Here is a 23,126-nt window from a genome sequence, read left to right on the forward strand (position 1 = left end):
CTTAGCCAGCAGGGCGCGGGCGCAGCATCAAGGGCGCGAAATGCAGCGCAAACAGGCCGAAACCCGCGATCCAGAACAGCGCCGAGAGCGCATGGAGGGAGGAGGCGGCGTCGGGCGCGAACCAAACCGCGACGCGCAGGGCGACCGAGGCGAGGATCAACAGATAGCTGAGCGTGCTGCCCAATCCCGCGACCAAAGGGCGGCCGGTATGGCCCAAGGAGGCGCGGGTCATCACCGCCAGCGTCATCAGGCCCAGCGCACCGGCCATCCATAGGTGCTGCGCGGCGATGGTGGCGGAATAGGCGCCGGTGAGGCCCGCGATGCCGATGGCCAAAGCGCCTGCGGGAACAAAGACATAGGCCAGATGCAGCACCCACATCAGCGGCTCGGAGAGGGTGCGCTCTCCGGCCCAGCGCATCAGCCGCCAGATATGCAAGAGCCCCGCGAGGATCAGCGCCGCGGCGGTCAGTGACTGGTCGGGCAACGCCACCCAAGCGAGCAGCGCCAGTAGCAGCACCAGCAGCGCCAGCACGTCGAACTTTGCCATCGGCGGCGTGGGCAGCCGCCCTGCGCCGCGTTTCATCAGCCAGTTGCGGGTGAAGGCGGGAATGATCCGCCCGCCGATCACCGCGATCATCATCACCCCCGCCGCCAGCCCCAGCCGCAGCCCGTAGCCCTGCGCGGCAAAGGCGCCCTCTGCGGCCTCGATATGGAAGGCCAGATTGCCGAGGATCAGGAGCGCCAGCATGCCGACCACGATCAGGTTGCGCCAGTTGCGACCGGCGATGATCTCGCGCAGCACCAGAACGGCCAGCGCGCAGGGGAAGATCAGGTCCAGAATCGCGACCAGAACGGCGGGCCAGAACAGCGATGTGGTGACAGCGATACGCCCGATCAGCCATGCCCCGACCAGCGCTGCGAGGGGGGCGCCCTGTAGCGGCGGGCGTCCGGTCCAATTGGGCACCGCGGTGAGCAGGAAGCCCGCGATCACCGCGCCGAGATAGCCAAAGAGGAATTCATGCGCGTGCCATGAGACTGGGTCGAAAGCGGTGGGCAATTCCATAACGCCGGTCAGCGCGCCGATCCACAAGAGCATCGCCAGTGCCGCCCAGAGCGCCGCGAGCAGAAAGAACGGCCGGAACCCGAGCGAGAAAAACGCGGTTAGCGAGAGCGGCGATTGGGTGGCGGGGGATTGGCTTTGGGTCTGGGTCATGGCGCGCGCGACCTTATAGGGATGGGCAGACAGGCGATTGCGAGTCTGGTGGGGCGAGTCTGGCGGATTACCAGAGTATTTTTGTCAGATTACCACGCCCCGCGCAATCTGTCCCATCTGCGGCAATTTGGCTTGGGGCGCGCGCGATTGTGCCTGTCTGTTCATGTAACCGCCTGTCTGGGTAAGCGCCCGTCTGGGTAAACGCCTGTCTGGGCACGATTGTGCGTATCCGGGCCCGAGTATGGCTATCCTCCGGGCCTCCCCGCCCATGCTCCGCCCCCTCCCTCGCAGTCTCCCTCGCAGTCTCCCTCGCAGTCTCCCTCGCAGTCTATCTGCCCCCTGCCCGCCCTTGCCCCGCGAAATGGCGCAAATTGTCCCTATTTCACCACAGTCCTGCCCCAGCCGCGTGGTTCTCTTGCGCGGGCACGGGGTTGCATGCAAATGTGCCTTTAAACACGGTGCAGTAGCGGGTTGTGACCCGGGCTGCGCCGAGCGGAGGATAGAGCGGGCATGACCATGCTGGAGATCGACGATACGCGCCCGGTTCTGGTGATCGACCTTGATGGCACGCTGATCCGCTCGGATATGCTCTATGAGTGTTTCTGGACCGGATTCTCGCGCAATTGGCGCACGCCCCTTTGGGCGGTTGCGGGGCTGACCCGTGGCCGCGCGGCGCTGAAGGAACGCATGGCGCTGTGCGGCGCGCCCGATCCCGCCACCCTGCCCTATACGCCCGAGGTTCTGGAGCATATCCGCGAGTGGCGGGCCAGTGGCGGGCGCACCGCGCTGGTGACCGCCGCCGACCAGAGCCTTGCCGATGCGATTGGCGCGCATCTGGGGCTGTTTGACGAGATCCACGGCTCGGACGGCGAGACCAACCTCAAGGGCGCCAAGAAAGCCGCGCTGCTGATCGAGCGGTTTGGCGCGGGCGGTTATATCTATGCCGGTGACAGCAGCGCCGATCTGCCGGTCTGGCAAGAGGCGGCGGGCGCGGTGACTGTCGGGCTGAACGCAGCGCTGCGCGGACAGGTCGAGGCGCAGCATCCCGGATCAACCCATCTGGCGCCGCCCAAATCGGTGCTGCCTGCCGCATTGCGCGCCATGCGGCCCCATCAATGGCTGAAGAACCTCTTGGTCTTCTTTCCGCTGGTCGCCGCGCATCACCTACTGCCGCTGGCAATCTGGCAGGCGACGGTGGCTTTTGTCGCCTTCAGCCTTGTTGCCTCCAGCGTCTATCTGCTCAATGACCTGTTGGACCTCGGCTCGGACCGGATGCATCCGCGCAAACGCAACCGGCCACTTGCCTCGGGCGCGCTGCCCCTGCGCCACGGGATGATGCTGGTGCCGGTGCTGCTCTGTGCGGGGCTGGCGATGGCGCTTCTGCTGGCGCCTTTGTTCCTGCTGGTGTTGACGGTCTATTACCTGCTGACGATTTCCTATTCGCTCTGGCTCAAACGCCGCCCGATCATCGACATCTGCACCTTGGCGAGCCTTTACACCCTGCGCATGGCGGCGGGGGCGGCGGCGACGGGGATCACCCTGTCGGTCTGGCTGCTGGCCTTCTCGGCGTTCCTGTTCTTCTCGCTGGCGGCGGTGAAACGGCAGGCAGAGCTGGTCGATATGGTGCATCGGGGCATCGACGAGATCGCCGGGCGCGGCTACCGTGTCGGCGATCTGGCGGTGGTCACGCAGATGGCGGTGGCCTCGGGGTTCGCCTCGGTGGTGGTCTTAATGCTCTATCTAAATGAGCCGACGGTGCAGCAGCTTTACCGCTTTCCGGTGCTGATCTGGGTCGCCTGTCTGATCCTGCTGTATTGGAACACGCGGATGATCCTGAAGGCCCAGCGCGGCGAGATGGATGATGATCCGGTGGTCTTTACCGCCCGCGACCGCGTCAGCCGCATGGCTTTTGTGCTGATTGTCGGGCTGTTTCTGGCGGCGGGTTATCTATGAGCCGCGCTTCACTGGTTTTTCGCTATAGCGTATTTGCGGTGATTGCCACGCTGGCCAATCTGGGCGCGCAGCGGCTGGTCCTGATGCTGGGCGAGACGCGGGCGTGGTTTGCGCTGGCGATGATCACCGGCACCGCGCTGGGGCTGGCGGTGAAATACGCGCTGGATAAACGCTGGATCTTTGCCGATATGTCCACCGGCTTGCGCGCCCATTCGCGCAAGTTCTCGCTGTATTCGGCGATGGGGCTGGTGACCACGGCGATCTTCTGGGCCTCCGAGACGGTCTTTTGGGTGGTCGGCCAGACCCATAGCGCGCGCGAGATCGGCGCGGTGCTGGGCTTGGCGGTCGGCTATGTGGTGAAATACCAATTGGACCGGCGCTTTGTCTTTACCACCTCGGAGGCGATGTGATGCAACTTTCGGGCTGGGGCCGGTTCCCGCGCGTTGACACCCGTCTGAGCAGCCCGCGGGATGAGCGCGCTCTGGCGGCGCTGATCGCGGAGGGGCCGTTGATCGCCCGCGGTATGGGGCGGGCCTATGGCGACAGCGCCTTGGCCGCGCATACCGTCGATATGGGCCGGTTCAACAAGATGATCGGTTTTGACGCCGCCAGCGGGCAGTTGGTCGCCGAGGCCGGAGTGACCCTGGGCGAGGTGATCGCCGCCTTCCTGCCGCGCGGCTGGTTTCTCTCGGTGACACCGGGGACGCAGTTTGTCTCGCTGGGCGGGGCGATCGCGGCGGATGTGCACGGCAAGAACCACCATTCCGAGGGATCCTTTGGCACCTTCGTCGATTGGATCGACCTGATGGGCGGTGATGGCCAAGTGCAGCGCTGCTCGCGTGAGGAGAACGCCGATCTCTTCCATTGGACGCTTGGCGGCATGGGGCTGACCGGTGTCATTCTGCGCGCCGCGATCCGGCTGAAACCCGTCGAGAGCGCCTATATCCGCCAGCGCACCATTGCCGCACCCGATCTGGACGCCGCGCTGGAGGCCTTTGAAGCGACCTATTCTGCGACCTATTCCATGGCATGGATTGACTGCGCGGCGACGGGGGCGAAACTGGGCCACTCGATTGTGATGACCGGCGAACATGCGACCCGCGCGGAACTGACGCCCGCGCGGCGGTTCCACCCCTACCGCACGCCGGCGCATGGCAATCTGCGGGTGCCCTTTGATTTTCCGGGATTTGCGCTGAACCCGACCTCGGTGCGGCTGTTCAATGAGGTCTATTACCGGAGCAACGCCCGCAAGCCCGAACTCTCGACGAGTGCTTACGGGCCGTTCTTCTATCCTCTGGATTCCATTCGCGACTGGAACCGAATTTACGGGCGCAAGGGGTTCATGCAGTTTCAATGCGTGGTGCCGCTGGAGGCCCATGCCGAAGGGCTGCGCGCGATCTTGCAGGCGATCACCCGCTCGGGCGCGGGCTCGTTTCTGGCGGTGCTCAAACGGATGGGTCCGCAGGACAGCCGCCTGTCGTTTCCGATGGCGGGCTATACGCTGGCGCTGGATTTCCCGATGCACCAGCGCAGCCTTGACCTGCTGCCCGAGCTGGACCGGATCACCCTTGATCACGGCGGGCGCTTTTATCTGGCCAAGGACAGCCGGATGTCGGCGCAGACCCTGCGCGAGACCGATCCGCGCTGGGCGGAATTTACCACCATGCGCCGCGACAGCGGCCTCGCCGGGCGGTTTGCCTCGGCACAAAGTGAAAGGCTGGGCCTGTGAGTGCTTCTGTTCTGATACTGGGGGCGCGGTCCGATATCGCCCGCGCCTGCGCCCATCGCTATGCGCGTGAGGGCTATCATGTGCGGCTGGCGGCGCGTGATCCTGATAGCCTTGAGGCCGAGGCGACCGACATTGCCCTGCGCTATAACGTGCAGGCCACGGTGCATGGGTTTGATGCGCTCGAGAGTGAGAGTTTCGCAGGGTTTGTCGATGCGCTGCCGGAACTCCCCGATGTGGTGCTCAGCGCGGTCGGCTATATGGGCGAGCAAGAGGAAAGCCAGAGCGACCCACAGGCCGCCGCCGAAGTGATCCGCTCGAATTTCGAAGGGCCGGCGCTGATCCTCGGGCTGCTGGCCGAGCGATTCGAGAGCCGCGGCCACGGGGTGATCATCGGCATTTCCTCGGTGGCGGGGGATCGCGGGCGGGCGTCGAATTACGTCTACGGCGCCGCCAAAGCCGGGTTTACCGCCTTTCTCTCGGGGCTGCGCAACCGGTTTTCGCGCAGTGACCTGCAGGTGATTACCGTCAAGCCCGGATTTGTCGCCACGCGGATGACCGAAGGCATGGATCTGAACCCGCGTCTGACCGCCCAGCCCGAGGCGGTCGCGCAGGCGATCTGGCGGGCGCAGGCGAGGCGCCGCAACGTGATTTATGTCAAGCCGGTCTGGGGGTTAGTCATGGCGATCATCTGCCACCTGCCCGAGTTTGCGTTCAAAAGGACGCGGTTTTGAGGATAAGCCCCGTCAGGGGCGTTAACCTTTGATCGGCGGGCGCCCGCCGATCCACAATGCTGCAGTGCAGAGAATTATTGCTGGGTTAAGGTTTCACAGGTATGTGAGTCCTATGGCATTCACATCTTCTTCTCATCACGCCCTGCGGGTCGCGCTTCGGCATTTGGCATTTGGCAACCGCCTCCCGCAGGTTGCGGCCGGTGTTGGTCTGGTCTCGGTCCTCGCGGTTGGCGCGACCTATCTGCTGCCCGCGCAAGGCACACGCGGCCCGATGGCGGCGATTGCCGCGCTCACCGGTGGCGACATGGCGACGCGCAGCGTTGAGGCGGATTTCCAGGCGCCGCCGCCGCGGATCTGGATGTCCTCGCTGGTTGGCATTCCCGATGCGCCCTTTGCCGCGCCGGATTACGCCCCCGCCCCGATCATCTCGCGGATGGTGCGGGTCGAACCCTTTACGGCTGAGCGCGAGGGTGCCGCCCCGCGCCCCTCGGGCACCACCACGCCCGCAGAAACCACCGCAGAGATCACCCCAGAGATCACCGAAGAGATCACCGTCACCGCCGCTTTGGACGCGGATATCGCCAGCGGCTCCGCCACCCCTGTCTCGCCACTCACCCTGACCCGCGCCGCGCCGCAGGACGACAGCGCAGAGCGCCTCGCCGCCCTGCGTGCCCCGCGCCGCTCGCTGCTGCCCGTGGCGCGCCCGCAAGCGTTGGTCGCCGCCCTGCAAGCCGAAGCGGAGACACAGGCACTGGCCGCGCTCGAGGCCGAAACCGCCCCCGAGTCGCGTTTTGCTGTGATCCGCTCGCGCACGCCGCAGCCGCGCCCCGAGGTGGTCACCCGCCTCGCCTCCTTGGTGATCGAGCGCCCCGTCGAAGCCGCGGCCCCTGCCCCCGCAGCACCCGCCATTCAGGTGCCGCCGATGCGGCAAGCGCTGGCCCGCGCCGATACCTGCGATTCCGCCCTCACCCGTTCGATCCCCCGCCGGGGCCGCTCGGCCTCTGGCGGCTCGCAGGTGATCGGGCAGTTGACCTCGGTCTCGGGCAGCAGTCGCGACGGCGCGGTGATCTCGGAGGTCATGGCCGGCAATATCCCCGACCATCTGCGCAATCTGGTGCCGGTGAGTTTCGAGGGCAGCGGCCCCAACGGCCAGCCGACCCGCGTAACCATCTGCGTGATGCCGGATTATCTGGCCGTGGGCTCCGACCGCGATTTCGTGCGCGTGCCGCTGGGCCTGCCCGCCGCCACCCGCGTTGCCGAGCGGTTTGACATGGTGCTGCCGACCACCCGTATGGTTGACGCGATCTATGCGCAGGCCAATCTGCGCCTCTCGCCCTCGCCGATGGCCCCCAACAACCAGATGGCCTCGACCAATTACTTCCTGCGCCATAACGCGACCGTCGAGGGGCAGTTGCGTCAGGCCAACGGGCGGCTCGGGCAATTGGTCGCCGGTCACAAGAAGGATCTGGTGCTGACCAACCGGCTCAACCGCAATCCGGGGCGGGTGGCGATCTATGGCTGGCACCGGCGCAGCGGGTCGCCGATCCAGCCCCTGTCGACGGTGCATGGCGCGCAATACGCCGATTACAGCCACGGCATCCGGTTGATCAGCCGCCGCGCCTATGTGAACGGCCGCGCGGTGGACCTGCGGGATCTCTTGTCCGACAGCCGTCTGGCGGCGCTGGTGAGTTCCGAAGGCACGATCGCCAACCGCCAGCTGCTCGCCGCACTGCAGTAAGATTAGCGCTGGTTGATGCGCGATAGGCCCGCCGGAGTAACCCTCTGGCGGGCCTTTGCATATCCGCACCTACTGCCCCTTATCGCCCACTGCAGCCCTGCCCTTGCCTCATCGCAACCGCGCCCTTTCTCGCATCAAGCCCCACCAAATCCCCTCAGGCCCGTGGGAACCACGGGCCGCGCCCGACCCTCCCCACGGGAGGGCGCCTTGGCGATGACCTTCTCCGCGCGACCGAGATCAGTAATTTTGAGCGGTCCGCTCTGCTTCAAGTACACGAGCGCCCACCCAGGGTCAGGCGCGGCCCTTCGCGCTTTGCTTTGAGTGTGGGGCTGAAGAGAAACTCTCGCGCAATCGCACTGGACACCTCTCAGCCGAGCATTTCGCTCCCGCAAGGCGTCGGCTTGAACCCGCGCCTCATCCGCCTTCCCTGCAACATGCTCTAGCGATGCCATTCGCACCACGCCCGCCATCCTTGCCAAAAGTCACGTCATTCACACCCTTCGCAGCTTGAGACCCACCTAACCACCCCTCCCGCCCGTCGGACACGCCGGGCCGCGCCCGACCCTCCCCCCGGGAGGGCGCCTTGGCGATGATCTTCGCCGTTCGACCGAGATCAATGCTTTCAAGCTCCGCACGTTGTGGAGCGGGTGCGAGCGCCCACCCAGGCTCGGGCGCGGCCCTCAACACTATCCATTGACCCCATGCCACCCGCGTGCTTGCCTGCCCCCATGCGCATCCTCGCCCTCCTTCTCCTGCTCCTCGCCAGCCCCGCCGCCGCGCAGGTCTGCGCGCCGCGTGCCCTGCCGCCGGTCAATAGCTGCAGCGGTGACACAAGGGTCTCGCTGGCGATTGTCGGCGATGTGCTATTGCACCGCGCGCTGCAATGGCGCGGTTATGCGCGCGGCTTCGATACGATCTGGGGCGCCGCCACCCCGCTGTTGCAGGCCGCCGATCTGACCATTGCCAATCTCGAAGGCCCGACTGCCGCCGGTTTCACCCAAAACGGGCGCCGCGTGGCCGACCCCGGGCCCACGCTCGATGACGAGGTCTATACCGGCTATCCGCGGTTCAATTATCACCCCGTCGTGCTGCGCGAGTTGCGCGCGGCGGGTGTCGATATCGTCACCACCGCCAACAATCACGCGCTCGATCGCGGCGCGGCGGGGCTGGACGCGACGCTGGCGGCAATCGACCGTGCGGGGTTGACCCAAGTCGGGGCGGTGACCGGCGGGGCCTCGCGGTTTGCCGCGCAGCGTATCCGCACCGCCGCCGGGCCGCTCTCGCTGATCGCCTGCACCTTCGGCACCAATGGAATTGCCGATCCGCGCGGACAGGTGCTGCGCTGTTATGACGACCGCGCGCAATTGTTGCGGCTGGTTGCCGAGGAGGCCGAGAGCGGCGCAGGCGTGCTGGTCTTGCCGCATTGGGGGCCGGAATATGTGCTCACACCCGACGCCCAACAGCGGCGCCTTGCCCGCGAATTGGTCGCGGCAGGCGCCATGGCCGTCGTCGGCACGCATCCGCATGTGCCGCAGCCGTGGGAAATGCTGACCGGCGCGCAGGGCACGGTGCCGGTGATCTATTCCACCGGCAACTTCGTCGCCGCGCAGCCGCCGTTGGAGCGCGCCACCTCGCTGCTGGCCTGGCTCGAGGTCTGCCCCGGCCCGCGCGCGCCGCGCATTGCAGGCGCCGGTTTCGTGCCCCTGCAAATGGAGTTCGAGGGCGCTGACCCCTCATTAACCCTGCCGCGCCCCGGAATGTCGCCGCGCGCCGAGGCGGGCCATGCGCTGCTGGCACGGCTGATCCCCGGGCATGACCTGACCGCGATGGTCGAATGCCGTGGCAGCGGCTCGGCGGACTCGGGCCTATCCCAGCGCTTTATATTCGACCGCTAATCCCCTGACGATCCAAGGAAAACCCATGAGCATGCAAGCCCTCTGCTATGATCACACCGGCCCCGCGCAAGAGGTTTTGAACCTGCGCGACCGCCCGAAACCGCAGCCGCAAGCCGGTGAGGTGCTGGTGCGTGTGGCGGTCTCGGGCGCCAATCCTTCGGACGCGAAAACCCGTCAGGGCACCCGCGGACCGGCGCCCTTCCCGCTGATCATCCCCAATTCCGACGGCGCGGGGCGCATCGAGGCGGTGGGCAAAGGCGTCGATCCGGCGCGGATTGGCGAGCGGGTCTGGCTATGGAACGCGGCCTTCGGGCGCCCCTTTGGCACCGCCGCCGACTATATCGCCCTACCCAGCGAGCAAGCCGCGCCGCTGCCCGACGCGGCGACATATGCCGAGGGCGCCTGTTTGGGCATTCCGGCGCTGACCGCGCATCGGTGCCTCTTAGCCGACGGGCCGGTGACCGGGCTTGACGTGCTGGTCACTGGCGGCGCGGGGGCGGTGGGCGCTTATGCGATCCAGATGGCAAAATTGAGCGGCGCGCGGCGGGTGATCGCCACCACATCGGGCGGTGCGAAGGCCGAGCACGCGCTGGACATGGGTGCCGATGCGGTGGTCAATTACCGCAAAGGCGATGCGGCGCAGGCGATACTGGCGGCAACCGAGGGGCGCGGGGTTGACCGGATTGTCGAGGTGGAATTCGGCGGCAATCTGGAGGTGACTCGCAAGGTGCTCAAGCAAAACGGGATCATCGCCGCGTATGGCTCGATGGGTGACCCCGAGCCGCAATTGCCGTTTTACCCGATGATGTTTGCCGCCCAGACCCTGCGCATGGTGCTGGTCTATTTGCTGCCGCCTGAAGCGCGGGCGCAGGGGATCACCGCGCTCAACGGCTGGCTGGCGGCGGGGGCCTTGCGCCATCCGGTGGCGCTGCAGGTGCCCTTGGCGGAGGGCTGGCGCGCGCATGAAGCCTGCGAGAGCAACGACCGGATTGGCGCCGCGCTGATTGATGTGGCCGAGGGGGTTTGAGGGCGTCCGAACGAGGCGTTGGCTGTCTGTAAATGGCTGATGCGGGGGCTATTCCGCTTCATCCTCTTTCTTAACAATCTTGTGCAAGTCTATGTGTCGCTTGGACTTTTCCACTTCGGCCACAATTGTCTGACGTTCGAATTTGCTGATCCCGTGGCGCGCGGCGTTGTCATCGCCGGTTTTGCGCGCCGCGTCACGGGCGTTTTGTTTGCGGCGGGTGCGCAGGTTGATCACTTTCGCCATTCTGTGTCCTCAAAGCTCGGTTTCGCGCGGTATACGGCAAGATACACCGAAACCGGCGGCGCGTCAGACCCAATGCAGCGCGCGGCATTAGGCGATGAAAAACGGCGCCCGTTTGGGGCGCCGCGACAGGTTCTGGCAAATCTCTGAGCCTCTGTTTGGCACGGGCGCCAGCCCGGGCCGCGCCCGACCCTCCCCCCGGGAGGGCGCGGCCCTCATGGTTTGCCTGAGTTAAGGTGCGTGCAGAGCACGCACCCTACGGATCTCAACCCTTGGGGCCGACCATATCCTCGGGCCGCACGATGCGGTCGAAGGTCTCGCCATCGACAAAGCCCAGCGCAATCGCCTCTTCGCGCAGGGTGGTGCCGTTCTTATGTGCGGTTTTGGCAACCTTGGTGGCGTTGTCATAACCGATAGTCGGCGCCAGCGCGGTCACCAGCATCAGCGATTCCTTCATCAGCCGGTCGATGCGCGCGGTATTCGCCTCGATGCCCGAGACCATGTTGTCGGTAAACGCGCTGGCGCTATCGCCCAGAAGTTGCATCGATTGCAACACGTTATAGGACATCATCGGGTTGTAGACGTTGAGCTCGAAATGCCCCTGCGAGCCGGCGAAACCGACCGCCGCGTCATTGCCCATCACATGCGCACAGACCATGGTCAGCGCCTCGGCCTGCGTCGGGTTGACCTTGCCCGGCATGATCGACGAGCCGGGCTCGTTTTCCGGCAGGATCAACTCACCGAGACCCGAGCGCGGGCCGGAGCCGAGAAAGCGGATGTCATTGGCGATCTTATAGAGCGATCCGGCGACGGTGCGCAGCGCGCCCGAGAACATCACCATCGCATCATGAGCGGCCAGCGCCTCGAATTTATTCGGCGCGGTGACAAACGGCAGGCCGGTGATCTCGGCCATATTGGCAGCGACCATCTCGGCCCAGCCTTTTTGCGTGTTCAGACCGGTGCCAACAGCGGTGCCGCCCTGCGCCAGCTCGTAGATATCGGGCAGACAGGCCTCGACCCGCTCGATGCCCTTTTTGACCTGATGGGCATAGCCGCCGAATTCCTGTCCCAGTGTCAGGGGCGTCGCGTCTTGCGTGTGGGTGCGGCCGATCTTGATGATGTCCTTGAACTCATCGGATTTCGCGGAGAGCGCGGCGTGGAGCTTGCGCAAACCGGGCAGCAGCACATCGCGGGCCTGCATTGCAATGCCAACATGCATCGCGGTCGGGAAGGTGTCGTTCGACGACTGGCCCATGTTGCAATGGTCGTTGGGGTGGACCGGCGATTTCGAGCCCATCTCGCCGCCCATCATTTCAATCGCGCGGTTCGAGATCACCTCATTGGCGTTCATATTCGACTGCGTGCCCGAGCCGGTCTGCCAGACCACCAGCGGGAAGTTGTCGTCGAACTTGCCCGCAATCACCTCATCGGCGGCGGCAATGATCGCATCGGCCAGTTCGGGCGCCAGCGTGCCCAACTCCTTATTGGCCTGCGCGCAGGCCTGTTTGACCACACCCAGCGCGCGGATGATCGGCACCGGCTGGCGCTCCCACCCGATCGGGAAGTTGATGATCGAGCGCTGGGTCTGCGCGCCCCAATATTTATCGGATGGCACCTCGAGCGGGCCGAAACTATCGGTTTCAATACGGATCTTCGGGGTTGTCGCACTCATGGCACTCTCCTGATGATAGGCGCCCTAATATGACAGCGCGCGGGCATGATGATTTGCGCTCTCTTAGACAGCGCGCGGGGGAAAATCAATCGGTATGCGCTGGTATGCAATTGCACAGCCGCACAGAGCCGCGATCAATTCAGGTTAACACTTGCTTGATTGGCGGATTTGCGCCGGTTCGGCTGTTGCCTGAATCGGCTGATTGTTGCAATCTTCGCCCTATAAACCGCCGAATGCGCAAGGATTTTTGCTGCAAGAGCGGTGCAAGTATTTGATATTCAGGGAGTTTCGACATTGACGATCGCAGGATTTGACCCCCGTTGGCGTGTTGCCGCTGTATTGGCCACGCTGGGACTGGGGACCGCGACCGCCCCCGCTTTTGCCGATACATTGGAGCCGTGGTATATGCCCGCCGCCGAGCGGGCCGCGCAATTTGCCGATCACCGCGAGGATCATCGCCGCTCGGTGATTGAATTCCAGCCGTTTCGGGTGGAGTTGACCGGCACCGGCGACGATGGCACCAATCTGCGGCTGACCTCGCTCAACCCCTTTGTGAATGCTTGGTTTCTACTGGAAACCGGCTCGGGGCGCGCGGTGCGGCAATACCATCTGGAGAATATCGCACCCGAGTTGTTCACTGTCTCGCTGGGCGAAGGCCGCAATGAGTTGGTGATTTCCTCTGAGGCGGCGACCATCACCTGCGCACCATGGGAGGGCGAGCTGGAAGAGGCGCGCCGTCAGGGGCTGCCGTTTGCGCCGATCTGCGAGGGACGGTTGTTCCTGCGCAGCCGTGGCTCGGGCAGCCGCACGATGCGCGAATCCGTGGCGGAATTCCTGCGCTCCTATGTCCCCTTTGGCGAAGACCTGATCAATATCATCAAGGATACGCTTTATGAGGACGCCTATCTGACCACCGCGCAGACCATGGATGAGGCCGAGGCGGGCTCGGTGGTCGATGCTCTGGGCCGCGCCAATCTGAGCAGCCACCGGGTGATGCGCTCGCAGATGCGGATGGATCTGGTCGGCGCCGAAAGCAACCAGATGGAGGCCGGCAGCTGGTATGCGGTGCAAAACGCGCCGGGGATTTATGCCAGCGTGGTGCAGCCCGGAATGGTTGCCCAAGAGGTTCTTGATGTGCCGGGGGCGAACTGGCTCGACGGGGTCGAGAACCGCGCCGATGTCTATATGTTCGCCTTTGACATGAGCCGCTTTGATCTGCGCTACGAGATCGGCACCGGCCACCCCGAGGTTGACTGGTCACCGCGTCCCTCGGGCCAAGGCCGCGATTACAACCTGCCCGGCCCTGACGGCTTTGGCACGGTCAATCCCTTGCAGATGACCGGCATGCTCAATCCGGTGTTCACCGACCGCGTGGCGGCGATCTTTGCCGGTGGCTTCAAACGCGATCACGGCGCGTGGCGGTTGACCGATTTCGCCTATACCAACCACGGGCATCACTACGGGTTTCTGGTCAACGGGGTGATGCTGAGCCGTTTGCAGCCCGGTCTGGCAACGATCTTCGTGTTGCAGGACGGCTCGGTGCATATGGCGACATGGGGCGATGACCTGAACCCGCTGCTGCCGCATATCCGCTTTGCCCGCCAGAACGGCACGCCGGTCATCGAGCCTGATCCCGCCACCGGCGTCGGTGTGCCCGGCTCGCAGGTGCGCAGCTGGATGGGCGGCAATTGGTCGGGCTCGGCCGAGGCGCAATTGCGCACCCTGCGCTCGGGTCTCTGCCAGCGGGTGGTCGATGGCCGCCAGATGCTGATCTATGCGGTGTTCAGCTCCGCCACCCCCTCGGGCATGGCGCGGGTCTTTCAGGCCTACGGCTGCGAATTTGCCATGCTCTTGGATATGAATTCGCTCGATCTGACCTATTCGGCGATCTACACCCGCGAGCCCGAGGCCGAGGATTTCGACATCGTGCATCTGGACCGGCGGATGGCGCAATCGGATTCGCGGCATCGTGACGGGCGTCCGATGGGGCGTTTCGTCGAGTTTTCCGACAATCGTGATTTCTTCTATTTGCTGCGGCGTTGAGGGAGGATGCTATGACGGCTCCGAAAAAACTGACGGCCCAAGGAAAAACCCTGAGTGGCGTGGCTTTGGCCATGGGATTGGCGCTGGCGCCTTTGATCGCGCCAGCCCCCGTGGCGGCGCAATCGCTGGGCCAGCTTAACGAGCAGATGCTCAGCGAGATGCAATCCGTGCGCGGGGTGTCCAGCCGCGCAATGGCACGGGTGCGCGAGATTTTCGCTGCCTCGTCTTGGATCGGACAGGGCAACCCTGCGGTCACCCGCCACCCGCTGACGCCGGAACAGGCCGCACAGCGGATCGGCGGCAGTGTCGACAGCGTGCGGCGCCAGTATCGCAACGCGCGCTTCGAGCGGATTTGCGGCCATCCCTATGAGGTGCCGCTTTATGATCCCGCCACCCAGCGGCCCGAGGATGCCACGGTCTGCGCCTTCATGTTCGAATACCCCAATGTGCCGCTGGCCTATCCGGTGGTCTGGGTGCGCGCCAATGAGGCCGCCGCGCTTTGCGCCGCCGAGGGTGCGCGGATCGGCGATGCCCATGAGTGGGAGGGCGCGGCGGCGGGGGCGCTGTTGGAGCCTGATTATGCGTTCCATCTCGGCTCGCCGCAGGCGATGCGGTCCTGGCACAACCAGCGCCATGCCGGTGAGCGCGGGGTCTATTCGATCGGCCAATGGCGCAGCGGCGTCTGCGCCACCGGCAGTTCGAAAACCGCGTCCTGCAATGGTGGCAGTTTCACCGGCTGCGGCTCGAACACCTATCCGGCTGGGTCTTTCCCGCAGTGTCACAGCCCGCTGGGAGTTTATGATATCGACGGCAATGCCGCCGAGCATATGAACCTGCCGCTGAACGAGAGCCAGATGGCGAGCCGTGGTTCGACGACGCTGGGGGTGACCGAGATGAAGGGCTCGTGGTTCATCTGGGATCAGGTGCGCGCGCATGAACATTGGGCGCGCTGGCGGGCGCCATTCTGGCACGGCTCACGGGTGCTCTCGGGGTCGAGCCACCGGAACTACCACCTCGGCTTCCGCTGTTTCCGTGATGTGAGGTAAGGGTGCTGGCATGACCGGCCTGTCTAACGCTCCAAGGGCAGCGCGGTCACGCGGGGCAAAGCGAAGCGCCGCCCCGGGGGGGCGTGGCGGCGCTGCCCGGTGTGTCCACCGGGCGGGACATCGGATTAAGGCCAGCACCAGAACTGCAATGAACTTCAAGCAACTACACTCGCCACAACGCACCAAGGGCAGCGCCGAACCGAGGGGCAAGCGGAGCGCCGCCCCGTGAGGTCGGGTCGGCGCTGCCCGGTGTGTCCACCGGGCGGGGCGTTGGATCAAAGCCTGTGCACGATTACGCCCCCACAACGCACAGACGTCAGTTCTGCCATGTCGGGCGGGACATCAGTTTACCCGCCGCCTGCAACTATACTGACCCGATAGCGCCCTAAGGGCAGCGCCGCCCCGTGGGGTCGGGTCGGCGCTGCCCGGCGATGCCGCCGGGCGGGGTGTTTGATCAATGCCAGCGCAAACGACAACACAGGTGCGCCGCGCGGCATTTCCCCTCACATCCCCTGCCCGCCTCACATCCCGTGGCTCCGGTCATAGCCATTCACCTCCGGCGAGCGCCAGCCTGCCATCACCTCGGGATCAGCCTCGAACACCTCGACCAGCAGCGGATGGCATTGCGCCTGATCCGACGAATGCACCGTGCCGCAATCCCCGCCGGGACAGGCCGAGAGCACCCCTTTCAGCGCGATCTCGGCAATGAACTCGACATAATCCCCCTGCCGTGCGGGACTGGCCTTCATGAAATACTGGCCGCTGTCTTGGGTAAACCCGGTGCACATGAAGACATTGAGCACATCATGCACCAAAGCCTCGGCCCGCTGCGCCCCGAACCCGTCACCGATCAAGGCGCGGGTCAGGTTCGAATGGCAGCACTGGTGGTACTGCGCCCCGCCCGACAGTAGCGCATGCGTATAGGGATCGCAGCGGGTGCCGATCACATCATGCACCCGCCCGCCGTAAGCGTCGCACCCATACCACGCCAGCGTGTCGGCGATCATCGTCGCCATCGGCCGCAGATAGGGAAACCCCGACCACATCCGGTCACCAACCCCCAGATGCGTGCCATGCAGGGCGCGGGTCTTGCCGGAATAAAACCGCTCGTCAGGATTGGCGGCGTGAAACAGGTTGAGATCACCGACCTGCGAGCCCTCGGGACAGGAAATGCGAAAGATCCCGCCCGCCGGAACCTCGAACACGCCGGCACTGCGCGGCGCAATCATCAGGCGGTGACGTAGGGTCATATTTGCACGTGCGGCGTGATAGCGGGCAAGCTCGGGCGGTGGCAGGCTGTCATTGGGATAGCAGATCACCGGCGCCACCGCGCGCCGCGTATCGGCGTCTGCGGGCGTCGTTTCAAGGGCGGATAAGGGGCCCGGGCTACCGGGCGAGCGAGGGATCGGGGACATCAACGGCACTCCTGCAACGGGTTTTCACGCAGGTTGCGCAGCGAAACCGGCGGGCGCAAGCCGGAGTTAACCTTGATACTTCATTCATTAACGAATTTTCAAGCTGGATTGGGTTTCACTACCTGATAGATGTAGGCTGAGGTTCCAAATCGCGGATCGGTTGAATGGAAGACGCGAGCTATCAAGCAGGCGACAGGGCGTCTGCAGGGGATACAGCATCAGAGGTCGCGATTGCGGCGCTCGGCCAATTGCTGCGTGCCGCGCCCGAGGATCTGGACACTGCGATCCTCGCGGTGCTGGAACGGCTTGCGGTGCATGCGGGGGCGGACCGCGCCTATCTGTTCCTCAAAACCGGTGACCTCTGGTCGAACAGCCATGAATATTGCGCGCCCGACGTGGACTCGGTGAACAGCCAGTTCCAGAATATGACCGCCGAAGAGCTGTTTCCCGCCGCCTTCAACCCCGGCGCGCCGATGCCGCTGGATATCGCCGATGTCGATGCGATGCCGGCGGGGCCGACCCATGACATGCTGCAGGAGCAACGGATCAAATCGATCCTCGAAACGCCGCTGATCCGCGATGGCGAGGTGCACGGGATGGTCGGGCTGGAGCGGGCGCATAAGGCGCGCGGCTTTACCGAACAGGACCGCTGGCTGCTTAACACGCTCTCTGAGGGGCTGACCTCATCGCTGGCGCGGCGGCAGGCAGAACACAGTCTCGCCGAGGTCAGCGAGCAGCAAACCCGCACGCTTGAGCAGATGCGCGCGACGCTGGCGGCAATGCCGGAACTGCTGCTTGAGGTGGACGACAACGGGCGCTGCACCGGTTACCATTGCTCGGCGCCGGAACTTCTGGTGGCGCCGCCGGAACAGATCCTCGGCCGCACCATCGAAGACACGTTGCCCCCCGAGATTGCCGCGCTGCAACGCGAGGGGATGGCCCGCGCCCGCCGCGAGGGCTCGGCACGGGTGCCGGCCTATCCGCTGGGCGAGGGCGCGGCGCAGCGCTGGTATCGGCTGACCATCGCGCGGCGCGCCGATCTTGACGGCTCCGAAGGCTTTGTGTTCCGCATCCGCGATGTCACCCAAGAACATGCGCGCGACACCGAAAACGCCATGCTGGTGCAGATCACCAGGCGGATGACCAATCTGGCGACGGTGCTCGACGCCGATCTCAAGGTGCGCTGGATCAACCCCGCGCTGGAGGCGCGCAGCGGCTATACGCTGGAGGAGGTGCGCGGCAAACCGGTCGGGTATTTCCCCAATTTCCAAGGCGACTCGGCGCCGGTGCGGCTGCTGCGGCACGCGCTGGACACGCGCAGCAGCGCGCGCGTCGAAATGCGCAAATTCGACCGCAGGGGCACGGAATATTGGGTCGATCTGGACCTGCAGCCGGTGCACCGCAACGATGGCGCCTTTGACGGGTTTCTGGTCATTGAAACCGATATCACCCAGCGCAAGAACCATGAGGTCGAACTCGAGGCGCTGGCCGCCGAAGCCTCGGCCAGCCGCCAGCGCTTGCAGGATGCGATTGCGGCGATCCCGGATGGATTCTCGTATTTCGACGCCAATGACAAGCTGTTGATGTTCAATGAGAAATATCGCTCGCTGGTGCCCGAAATCTCCGATTTGATCAAAGTGGGCGCGGATTTCAACGAGATCGTCGATGCCGCGGTCGCGCGCGGGGCGTTCAGCGTCGAAAAGGGCCATGAGGACGCTTGGCGCGAGAACCGGCGGGCGCTGCACGACAGCGCGCAGGGCTCGGTCGATATCAGGCTCAAGGATGGCCGCTGGCTGCATTGCTATGAGCGTCTGACCCCCGAGGGCGGGCGCGTCGGCATGCGGATCGAGGTCACGCAACTCAAACACGCCGAGCGGCGGCTGCAAGATATCATCAACGGCGCCCGTATCGGCACTTGGGAATTTGACGCCAATGATATGGCGACCACGCTCAACACCCATTGGATCGCGATGCTGGGCCGCGAGGGTGAGGGACCGCTGAAGCTCAACACCAAATCATGGCGGCGCTATATCCACCCCCATGATATCGAGGAGGCCCGCGCCGCGATGCGTGCGGTGCTCACCGGCGAGACCCGGCAGTTCGAGCGTGAGTTCCGCCTGCAACATGCGCGCGGCCATTGGGTGCATGTGCTCTGCCGTGGCCGGGTCACCGGGCGCGATGCGGATGGCAAGGTGATCAAGATCAGCGGCGTCGGCCTCGATATGACCGAGCGTCGCCACGCCGAGGAACGGCTGGGCGCGATCCTTGAGGCCTCTTCGATCGGCACCTGGCAATTCCAGCATGAAACCGGGCGGATGATCATTGATGACGCCTATGCCGCGATGCTGGGCTATACGCTGGATGAATTGACCCCCTATACCACCGCGCAGGCCGAGGCGCGCATCCATCCCGATGACCTGCAAGAGGCGCGCAAACGCATCGCCAGTTCCGACCCGCATACGCAGGGCACCATCGAGCATGAATTCCGCCTGCGCCACCGCGACGGGCATTGGGTCTGGGTGCTGTCGCAGGCGCGGGTCGAACGCTGGCTGGCGCCGGGTATCCCGGCCGAGGAATCCGGTGTCCATATCGACATCTCCGAGCGCAAGAAACGCGAGGCGGCGCTGACCGAGGCGACCGAGGCGATGGAACGCGCCCTCGCTGCGCAAAAGGACTCGGAACAGCGGTTTTCGGATATCGCGGCGGTCTCGGATGAATGGTTCTGGGAGATCGGGCCGGGCCGCAAAGTGGTCAATCTGACCTCGGGGTTCGAACGTCTGACCGGCTGGCCGGTGGACAAGCTGCTCGGCCATACACTGGACGAGATCGGCTTTGCCCCCGGCTCGTCGCTGGTGCATGGCGATTGGGGCGCCCTGATGCGTGCCATCCGCGAGGGCGCGCCGCTGGCCGATATGCTGTTTCGGATCACCAATGCGGCGGATAGCGCGCCGATCTGGATTCGCGTCAACGGCGCCCCCTATACCGACGCCAAGGGCAAATATCTGGGCTATCGCGGGATCGGCTCTTGCGTCAGCGAATTGATCGCCTCGACCGAACGCGCCGAGGCGGCAAATCAGGCGAAATCGCAGTTTCTGGCCAATATGAGCCATGAATTGCGCACCCCGCTGACCGGCGTTCTGGGGATGGCGGAACTGCTGGGCGAAACGCAGGTGACGCCGAAACAGCGCGGGATGATTGACACCATCCGCGACTCTGGCGAGGGGCTGCTGACGATCCTCAATGATGTGCTGGATCTGGCCAAGATCGAGGCCGGCAAGATGACCATCGAGCGCAGCGCCTTTGTCCCCGCCGATCTGCTGCAACTGGTGAATGCGCTGTTTGCGCCGCGCACCCAGACCGCGGGGCTGGCGTTCAAGGTGCGCCATGATGCGCTCTGTCGCCAGCGCTGGCTGGGCGATGCCAGCCGCCTGCAACAAATCCTCAACAATCTGATCGGCAATGCGGTGAAATTCACTCAGCGCGGCGGCGTCACCGTCTCGGCCCGTATCGAAGAGGCGCAATCCGCCAGCGTCGCGCCGCCCAATGCGCCGGCGGAATTTCCCACCACATTGGTGCTCAGCATCACCGACACCGGCATCGGCATGACCCCCGATCAAGTGGCGAAAGTGTTCGATGAATTCGAACAGGCCGAAGGCTCGACCGCGCGGCGTTTTGGCGGCACCGGTTTGGGCCTGTCGATCACCCGCCATCTGGTGCATCTCATGGGCGGTGATATCGTGCTCAAAAGCGATGTCGGCGCGGGCACCAAAGTTACCGTGCGGCTGCCGGTGGCCTCGGCCAAGGGCATGCAGGAAAGCGCTACGCCCGACGCCCGCAAGGATGATCTGGATCTCTCGGGCAAACATGTGCTGGTTGCCGATGACAATGCCACCAACCGCAAGATCCTTGAAACCATGCTCACCGCTCTGGGGCTTGAGGTCACGCTTGCGGTTGACGGGTTCGACGCCTTCCGCAAATACCGGCCCGATCATTTCAGCATGCTGCTGCTCGACATCTCGATGCCCGGTCTGGACGGGATCGGCGCGCTCAAGGAAATCCGCGCCCGCGAAGAAATCGAGGAGCTGACGCCGGTGCCGGCGGTGGCGGTCACCGCCAATGCGATGCAGCATCAGGTCGAGGAATATCTCGCCGCCGGATTCGCCGGTCATATCGCCAAACCCTTCCGCAAAGCGCTGCTCGCCGAGACCATGTCGCGACTGATGCGCCAAACGGCGTAAGTCCCCTTTCCAAACCCGCGGCTTCGTCCTAGCACTGGATCAAGGCGCAATTGGAGAGCGGCATGTCGATATTTTTGGGCGTGGACACCGGCGGGACCTATACCGACGCGATCTTGCTGGATGACGCGGCGCAGCACCTGCTGTCCAGCGCCAAAGCGCTGACCTCGCGGCCCGATCTCTCCAAGGGTATCGGCGAGGCGATCGACGCGGTGCTCGCCCAGCCCCGCGCGGAAGGCCAGACGCCGGTCGCCGCCGAAGAGATCACCATGGTGGCGCTATCCACCACTTTGGCGACCAATGCGCTGGTCGAGGGGCAAGGCGGACGCGCGGCGCTGGTGATGATCGGCTTTGACCGCAGCCCACGCGGCCGCGCCGAACTGCTCGAGGCTCTCGGCGATGACCCGTTGATCGAGATCGGCGGCGGCCACCAGCACTCAGGTGTTGAGGCGCAACCTCTTGATATCACAGCCCTCAATGCCGCGCTCGATGCGCTGCCCAAGGGCATCAGCGCGGTCGCGGTGACCGCCCAATTCGCCACCCGCAACCCCGCCCATGAGGTCGAGGCCCGCGCCCTGATCCGCGCCCGCACCGGCCTGCCGGTGACCTGCTCGCATGAATTATCCGCAGGGCTGAACGGGCCGAAACGCGCCCTGACTGCGCTCTTGAACGCGCGGCTGGTGGCGATGATCGACCGGCTGATCCGCGCCTGCGAGACCCATCTGGCACGCCGCGAGATTGCCGCCCCGCTGATGGTGGTGCGCGGCGACGGCGCGCTGGTCTCGGCGGCTTTGGTCCGCGAACGCCCGATTGAAACCATCCTCTCGGGCCCCGCCGCCTCGATTGCCGGCGCCTCATGGCTGACCGGCGAGAAAACCGCGCTGGTCTCGGATATCGGCGGCACCACCACCGACATCTGCCTGTTGCGCGACGGCAAACCCGCGATTGACCCACAGGGCGCGCGCGTCGGCCGCTTTCGCACCATGGTCGAGGCGGTGGCAATGCGCACCAGCGGCCTCGGCGGCGACAGCGAAGTGCGCATGTCCGAGGCGCTGACCGGCGGTGTGATCCTCGGCCCGCGGCGGATGCTGCCGATGGCGCTGGCCGCCGTGCAATATCCGGCGCTGGTCCATGGCGCCCTTGACCGCGCCCTCGATATGCCCGCCGCCGCCGATGAAAGCTGGAGCTTTGCCCTGCCCCTGTTCACGGATCTGCCCGATGACTTGGGCGGGCGCGAACTGGCGGTGGCCGAGCGTCTGCAAGCCGGACCCCTGCGCCTCTCTGAAACCCTGTTCAGCCGTATCGAGGCCCCTGCCCTGACCCGCCTTGTGCAGCGCGGTTTGGTGCTCCTTTGCGGCCCGACCCCCTCGGACGCGGCACATGTGCTGGACCTGCAGGACGGCTGGGACCGCGCCGCCGCCGAGAAAGCCCTGACCCTTCTGGCCCGCCGCCGCGCCGGTGACGGCAACCGGCTGGCCGCGGATGCACAGGCGATGGCGCAGATGATCATCGACCAGATGACCCAGCAGACCGTCACCTGCCTGTTGGAATCCGCCTTTGCCGAGGATCCGCGCGACTGGGCGGATGCGCCCGATGATTTGGCCCGTCACCCGCTGCTGATCGCGGCGCTGCAGCGCGGCGGCGGTCTGGTGCGGCTGGATGCGCGGCTCGATCTGCCGGTGATCGGCCTCGGCGCCTCGGCGCATTGCTACTACGGGCCGGTCGGTGCGCGGCTCGATTGCCCAATGCTGGTGCCCGAACACGCCGGCGTCGCCAATGCCGTGGGCGCGGTGGTCGGACAGGTCTCGATGCGGGTCGAGGGGCTGATCACCTGCGCCGGTTTCGACGCGTTCATCGCCCATCTCGAGGAAGGACCGGCGCAATTTTCCGACCCCGACGCCGCCGTCGCCGCGCTCAGCGCCGATCTTGAGCGCCGCGCCACCGAGCGCGCGATCCGCGCCGGTGTCGAATCCGCCCGCGTCAGCATCACCCGCAATGACGCCGCCGCCGAAATCGAGGGCCGCCGTATGACCGTCGAAATCGGCCTCAGCGCCACCGCCTCCGGCCGCCCCCGCATCGCCAGCTCCACCGACCCCGCCCCCGCGCCAATGCCCGAACGCCTCCCCGAAGCGCGCCGTGAATTGGCCCCCAAGTCGCCCCGCCAACAACCGCAGAAAATATAGTGCCCC

Annotated in this window: 15 protein-coding genes; 11 read left to right on the forward strand and 4 right to left on the reverse strand. The window is 65.3% G+C overall.

The genetic code is table 11. The features are described 5' to 3' along the window. Window position 1: 1 nt before the first annotated feature. On the reverse strand, window positions 2–1,213 hold the full coding sequence (locus DDE20_RS00740; RefSeq protein WP_116556535.1) for an NnrS family protein: 1,212 nt from the start codon (window positions 1,211–1,213) through the stop codon (window positions 2–4). 510 nt (window positions 1,214–1,723) lie between these two features. On the opposite strand from DDE20_RS00740, the gene DDE20_RS00745 reads away from it, so the two are divergent. The 7 genes from DDE20_RS00745 (at window position 1,724) to DDE20_RS00780 (ending at window position 10,286) form a co-directional block, all read left to right on the forward strand. Beyond that, entirely contained in the window at window positions 1,724–3,166 is a 1,443-nt protein-coding gene (locus DDE20_RS00745) for a UbiA family prenyltransferase (RefSeq protein WP_116556536.1), read from the forward strand. Next, window positions 3,163–3,576, forward strand: a complete 414-nt coding sequence (locus DDE20_RS00750; protein ID WP_116556537.1) for a GtrA family protein — start codon at window positions 3,163–3,165, stop codon at window positions 3,574–3,576. Before DDE20_RS00745 ends, DDE20_RS00750 begins: the two co-directional genes overlap by 4 nt. Continuing rightward, a complete protein-coding gene (locus tag DDE20_RS00755) occupies window positions 3,576–4,895 on the forward strand; it encodes an FAD-binding oxidoreductase (RefSeq protein ID WP_116556538.1) in 1,320 nt (439 codons plus the stop codon). The genes DDE20_RS00750 and DDE20_RS00755 overlap by 1 nt, the downstream gene beginning before the upstream one ends. After that, complete coding sequence (locus DDE20_RS00760; protein WP_116556539.1) at window positions 4,892–5,626, forward strand: SDR family oxidoreductase; 735 nt, start codon at window positions 4,892–4,894, stop codon at window positions 5,624–5,626. Before DDE20_RS00755 ends, DDE20_RS00760 begins: the two co-directional genes overlap by 4 nt. A gap of 112 nt (window positions 5,627–5,738) precedes the next feature. After that, entirely contained in the window at window positions 5,739–7,364 is a 1,626-nt protein-coding gene (locus tag DDE20_RS00765) for a hypothetical protein (protein WP_116556540.1), read from the forward strand. A gap of 728 nt (window positions 7,365–8,092) precedes the next feature. Then, the gene (locus DDE20_RS00775; RefSeq protein WP_165814380.1) at window positions 8,093–9,259 is read left to right on the forward strand and encodes a CapA family protein; all 1,167 of its coding nucleotides are present in this window, start codon (window positions 8,093–8,095) and stop codon (window positions 9,257–9,259) included. A gap of 25 nt (window positions 9,260–9,284) precedes the next feature. Then, entirely contained in the window at window positions 9,285–10,286 is a 1,002-nt protein-coding gene (locus DDE20_RS00780; RefSeq protein ID WP_338066498.1) for an NADPH:quinone reductase, read from the forward strand. Window positions 10,287–10,334: 48 nt separating this feature from the next. Here the strand turns inward: DDE20_RS00780 and DDE20_RS00785 are convergent, their stop codons facing one another. Further along, window positions 10,335–10,529, reverse strand: a complete 195-nt coding sequence (locus DDE20_RS00785) for a DUF4169 family protein (RefSeq protein ID WP_116556543.1) — start codon at window positions 10,527–10,529, stop codon at window positions 10,335–10,337. Window positions 10,530–10,791: 262 nt separating this feature from the next. Then, a complete protein-coding gene (gene fumC / locus DDE20_RS00790) occupies window positions 10,792–12,198 on the reverse strand; it encodes a class II fumarate hydratase (protein WP_116556544.1) in 1,407 nt (468 codons plus the stop codon). A gap of 294 nt (window positions 12,199–12,492) precedes the next feature. Between fumC and DDE20_RS00795 the strand changes: the two genes are divergently transcribed. Together DDE20_RS00795 and DDE20_RS00800 are read left to right on the forward strand one after the other, a co-directional pair. Next, entirely contained in the window at window positions 12,493–14,241 is a 1,749-nt protein-coding gene (locus tag DDE20_RS00795; protein WP_133240310.1) for a hypothetical protein, read from the forward strand. A gap of 11 nt (window positions 14,242–14,252) precedes the next feature. Continuing rightward, on the forward strand, window positions 14,253–15,287 hold the full coding sequence (locus DDE20_RS00800) for an SUMF1/EgtB/PvdO family nonheme iron enzyme (RefSeq protein WP_240607795.1): 1,035 nt from the start codon (window positions 14,253–14,255) through the stop codon (window positions 15,285–15,287). Between the two features lie 521 nt (window positions 15,288–15,808). On the opposite strand, the gene DDE20_RS00805 is transcribed toward DDE20_RS00800, so the two are convergent. Then, window positions 15,809–16,702, reverse strand: coding sequence for an urea carboxylase-associated family protein (locus DDE20_RS00805; RefSeq protein ID WP_116556547.1), 894 nt, complete (start codon window positions 16,700–16,702; stop codon window positions 15,809–15,811). 164 nt (window positions 16,703–16,866) lie between these two features. On the opposite strand from DDE20_RS00805, the gene DDE20_RS00810 reads away from it, so the two are divergent. Together DDE20_RS00810 and DDE20_RS00815 are read left to right on the forward strand one after the other, a co-directional pair. After that, window positions 16,867–20,940: a PAS domain S-box protein gene (locus DDE20_RS00810; RefSeq protein WP_116556548.1), complete on the forward strand. Its 4,074-nt coding sequence runs from the start codon at window positions 16,867–16,869 to the stop codon at window positions 20,938–20,940. Between the two features lie 62 nt (window positions 20,941–21,002). Continuing rightward, window positions 21,003–23,120, forward strand: coding sequence for a hydantoinase/oxoprolinase N-terminal domain-containing protein (locus tag DDE20_RS00815; RefSeq protein ID WP_116556549.1), 2,118 nt, complete (start codon window positions 21,003–21,005; stop codon window positions 23,118–23,120). Window positions 23,121–23,126 lie beyond the last annotated feature (6 nt).

This window comes from Pararhodobacter oceanensis, assembly GCF_003076755.1.
Lineage (GTDB): Bacteria > Pseudomonadota > Alphaproteobacteria > Rhodobacterales > Rhodobacteraceae > Pararhodobacter > Pararhodobacter oceanensis.

Bases quoted from the DNA above. Each gene is read 5' to 3' on its own strand.
- DDE20_RS00740 (WP_116556535.1), bottom strand. From the start codon at position 1,213: ATGACCCAGACCCAAAGCCAATCCCCCGCCACCCAATCGCCGCTCTCG.
- DDE20_RS00745 (WP_116556536.1), top strand. From the start codon at position 1,724: ATGACCATGCTGGAGATCGACGATACGCGCCCGGTTCTGGTGATCGAC.
- DDE20_RS00750 (WP_116556537.1), top strand. From the start codon at position 3,163: ATGAGCCGCGCTTCACTGGTTTTTCGCTATAGCGTATTTGCGGTGATT.
- DDE20_RS00755 (WP_116556538.1), top strand. From the start codon at position 3,576: ATGCAACTTTCGGGCTGGGGCCGGTTCCCGCGCGTTGACACCCGTCTG.
- DDE20_RS00765 (WP_116556540.1), top strand. From the start codon at position 5,739: ATGGCATTCACATCTTCTTCTCATCACGCCCTGCGGGTCGCGCTTCGG.
- DDE20_RS00775 (WP_165814380.1), top strand. From the start codon at position 8,093: ATGCGCATCCTCGCCCTCCTTCTCCTGCTCCTCGCCAGCCCCGCCGCC.
- DDE20_RS00780 (WP_338066498.1), top strand. From the start codon at position 9,285: ATGAGCATGCAAGCCCTCTGCTATGATCACACCGGCCCCGCGCAAGAG.
- DDE20_RS00785 (WP_116556543.1), bottom strand. From the start codon at position 10,529: ATGGCGAAAGTGATCAACCTGCGCACCCGCCGCAAACAAAACGCCCGT.
- fumC (WP_116556544.1), bottom strand. From the start codon at position 12,198: ATGAGTGCGACAACCCCGAAGATCCGTATTGAAACCGATAGTTTCGGC.
- DDE20_RS00800 (WP_240607795.1), top strand. From the start codon at position 14,253: ATGACGGCTCCGAAAAAACTGACGGCCCAAGGAAAAACCCTGAGTGGC.
- DDE20_RS00805 (WP_116556547.1), bottom strand. From the start codon at position 16,702: ATGTCCCCGATCCCTCGCTCGCCCGGTAGCCCGGGCCCCTTATCCGCC.
- DDE20_RS00810 (WP_116556548.1), top strand. From the start codon at position 16,867: ATGGAAGACGCGAGCTATCAAGCAGGCGACAGGGCGTCTGCAGGGGAT.
- DDE20_RS00815 (WP_116556549.1), top strand. From the start codon at position 21,003: ATGTCGATATTTTTGGGCGTGGACACCGGCGGGACCTATACCGACGCG.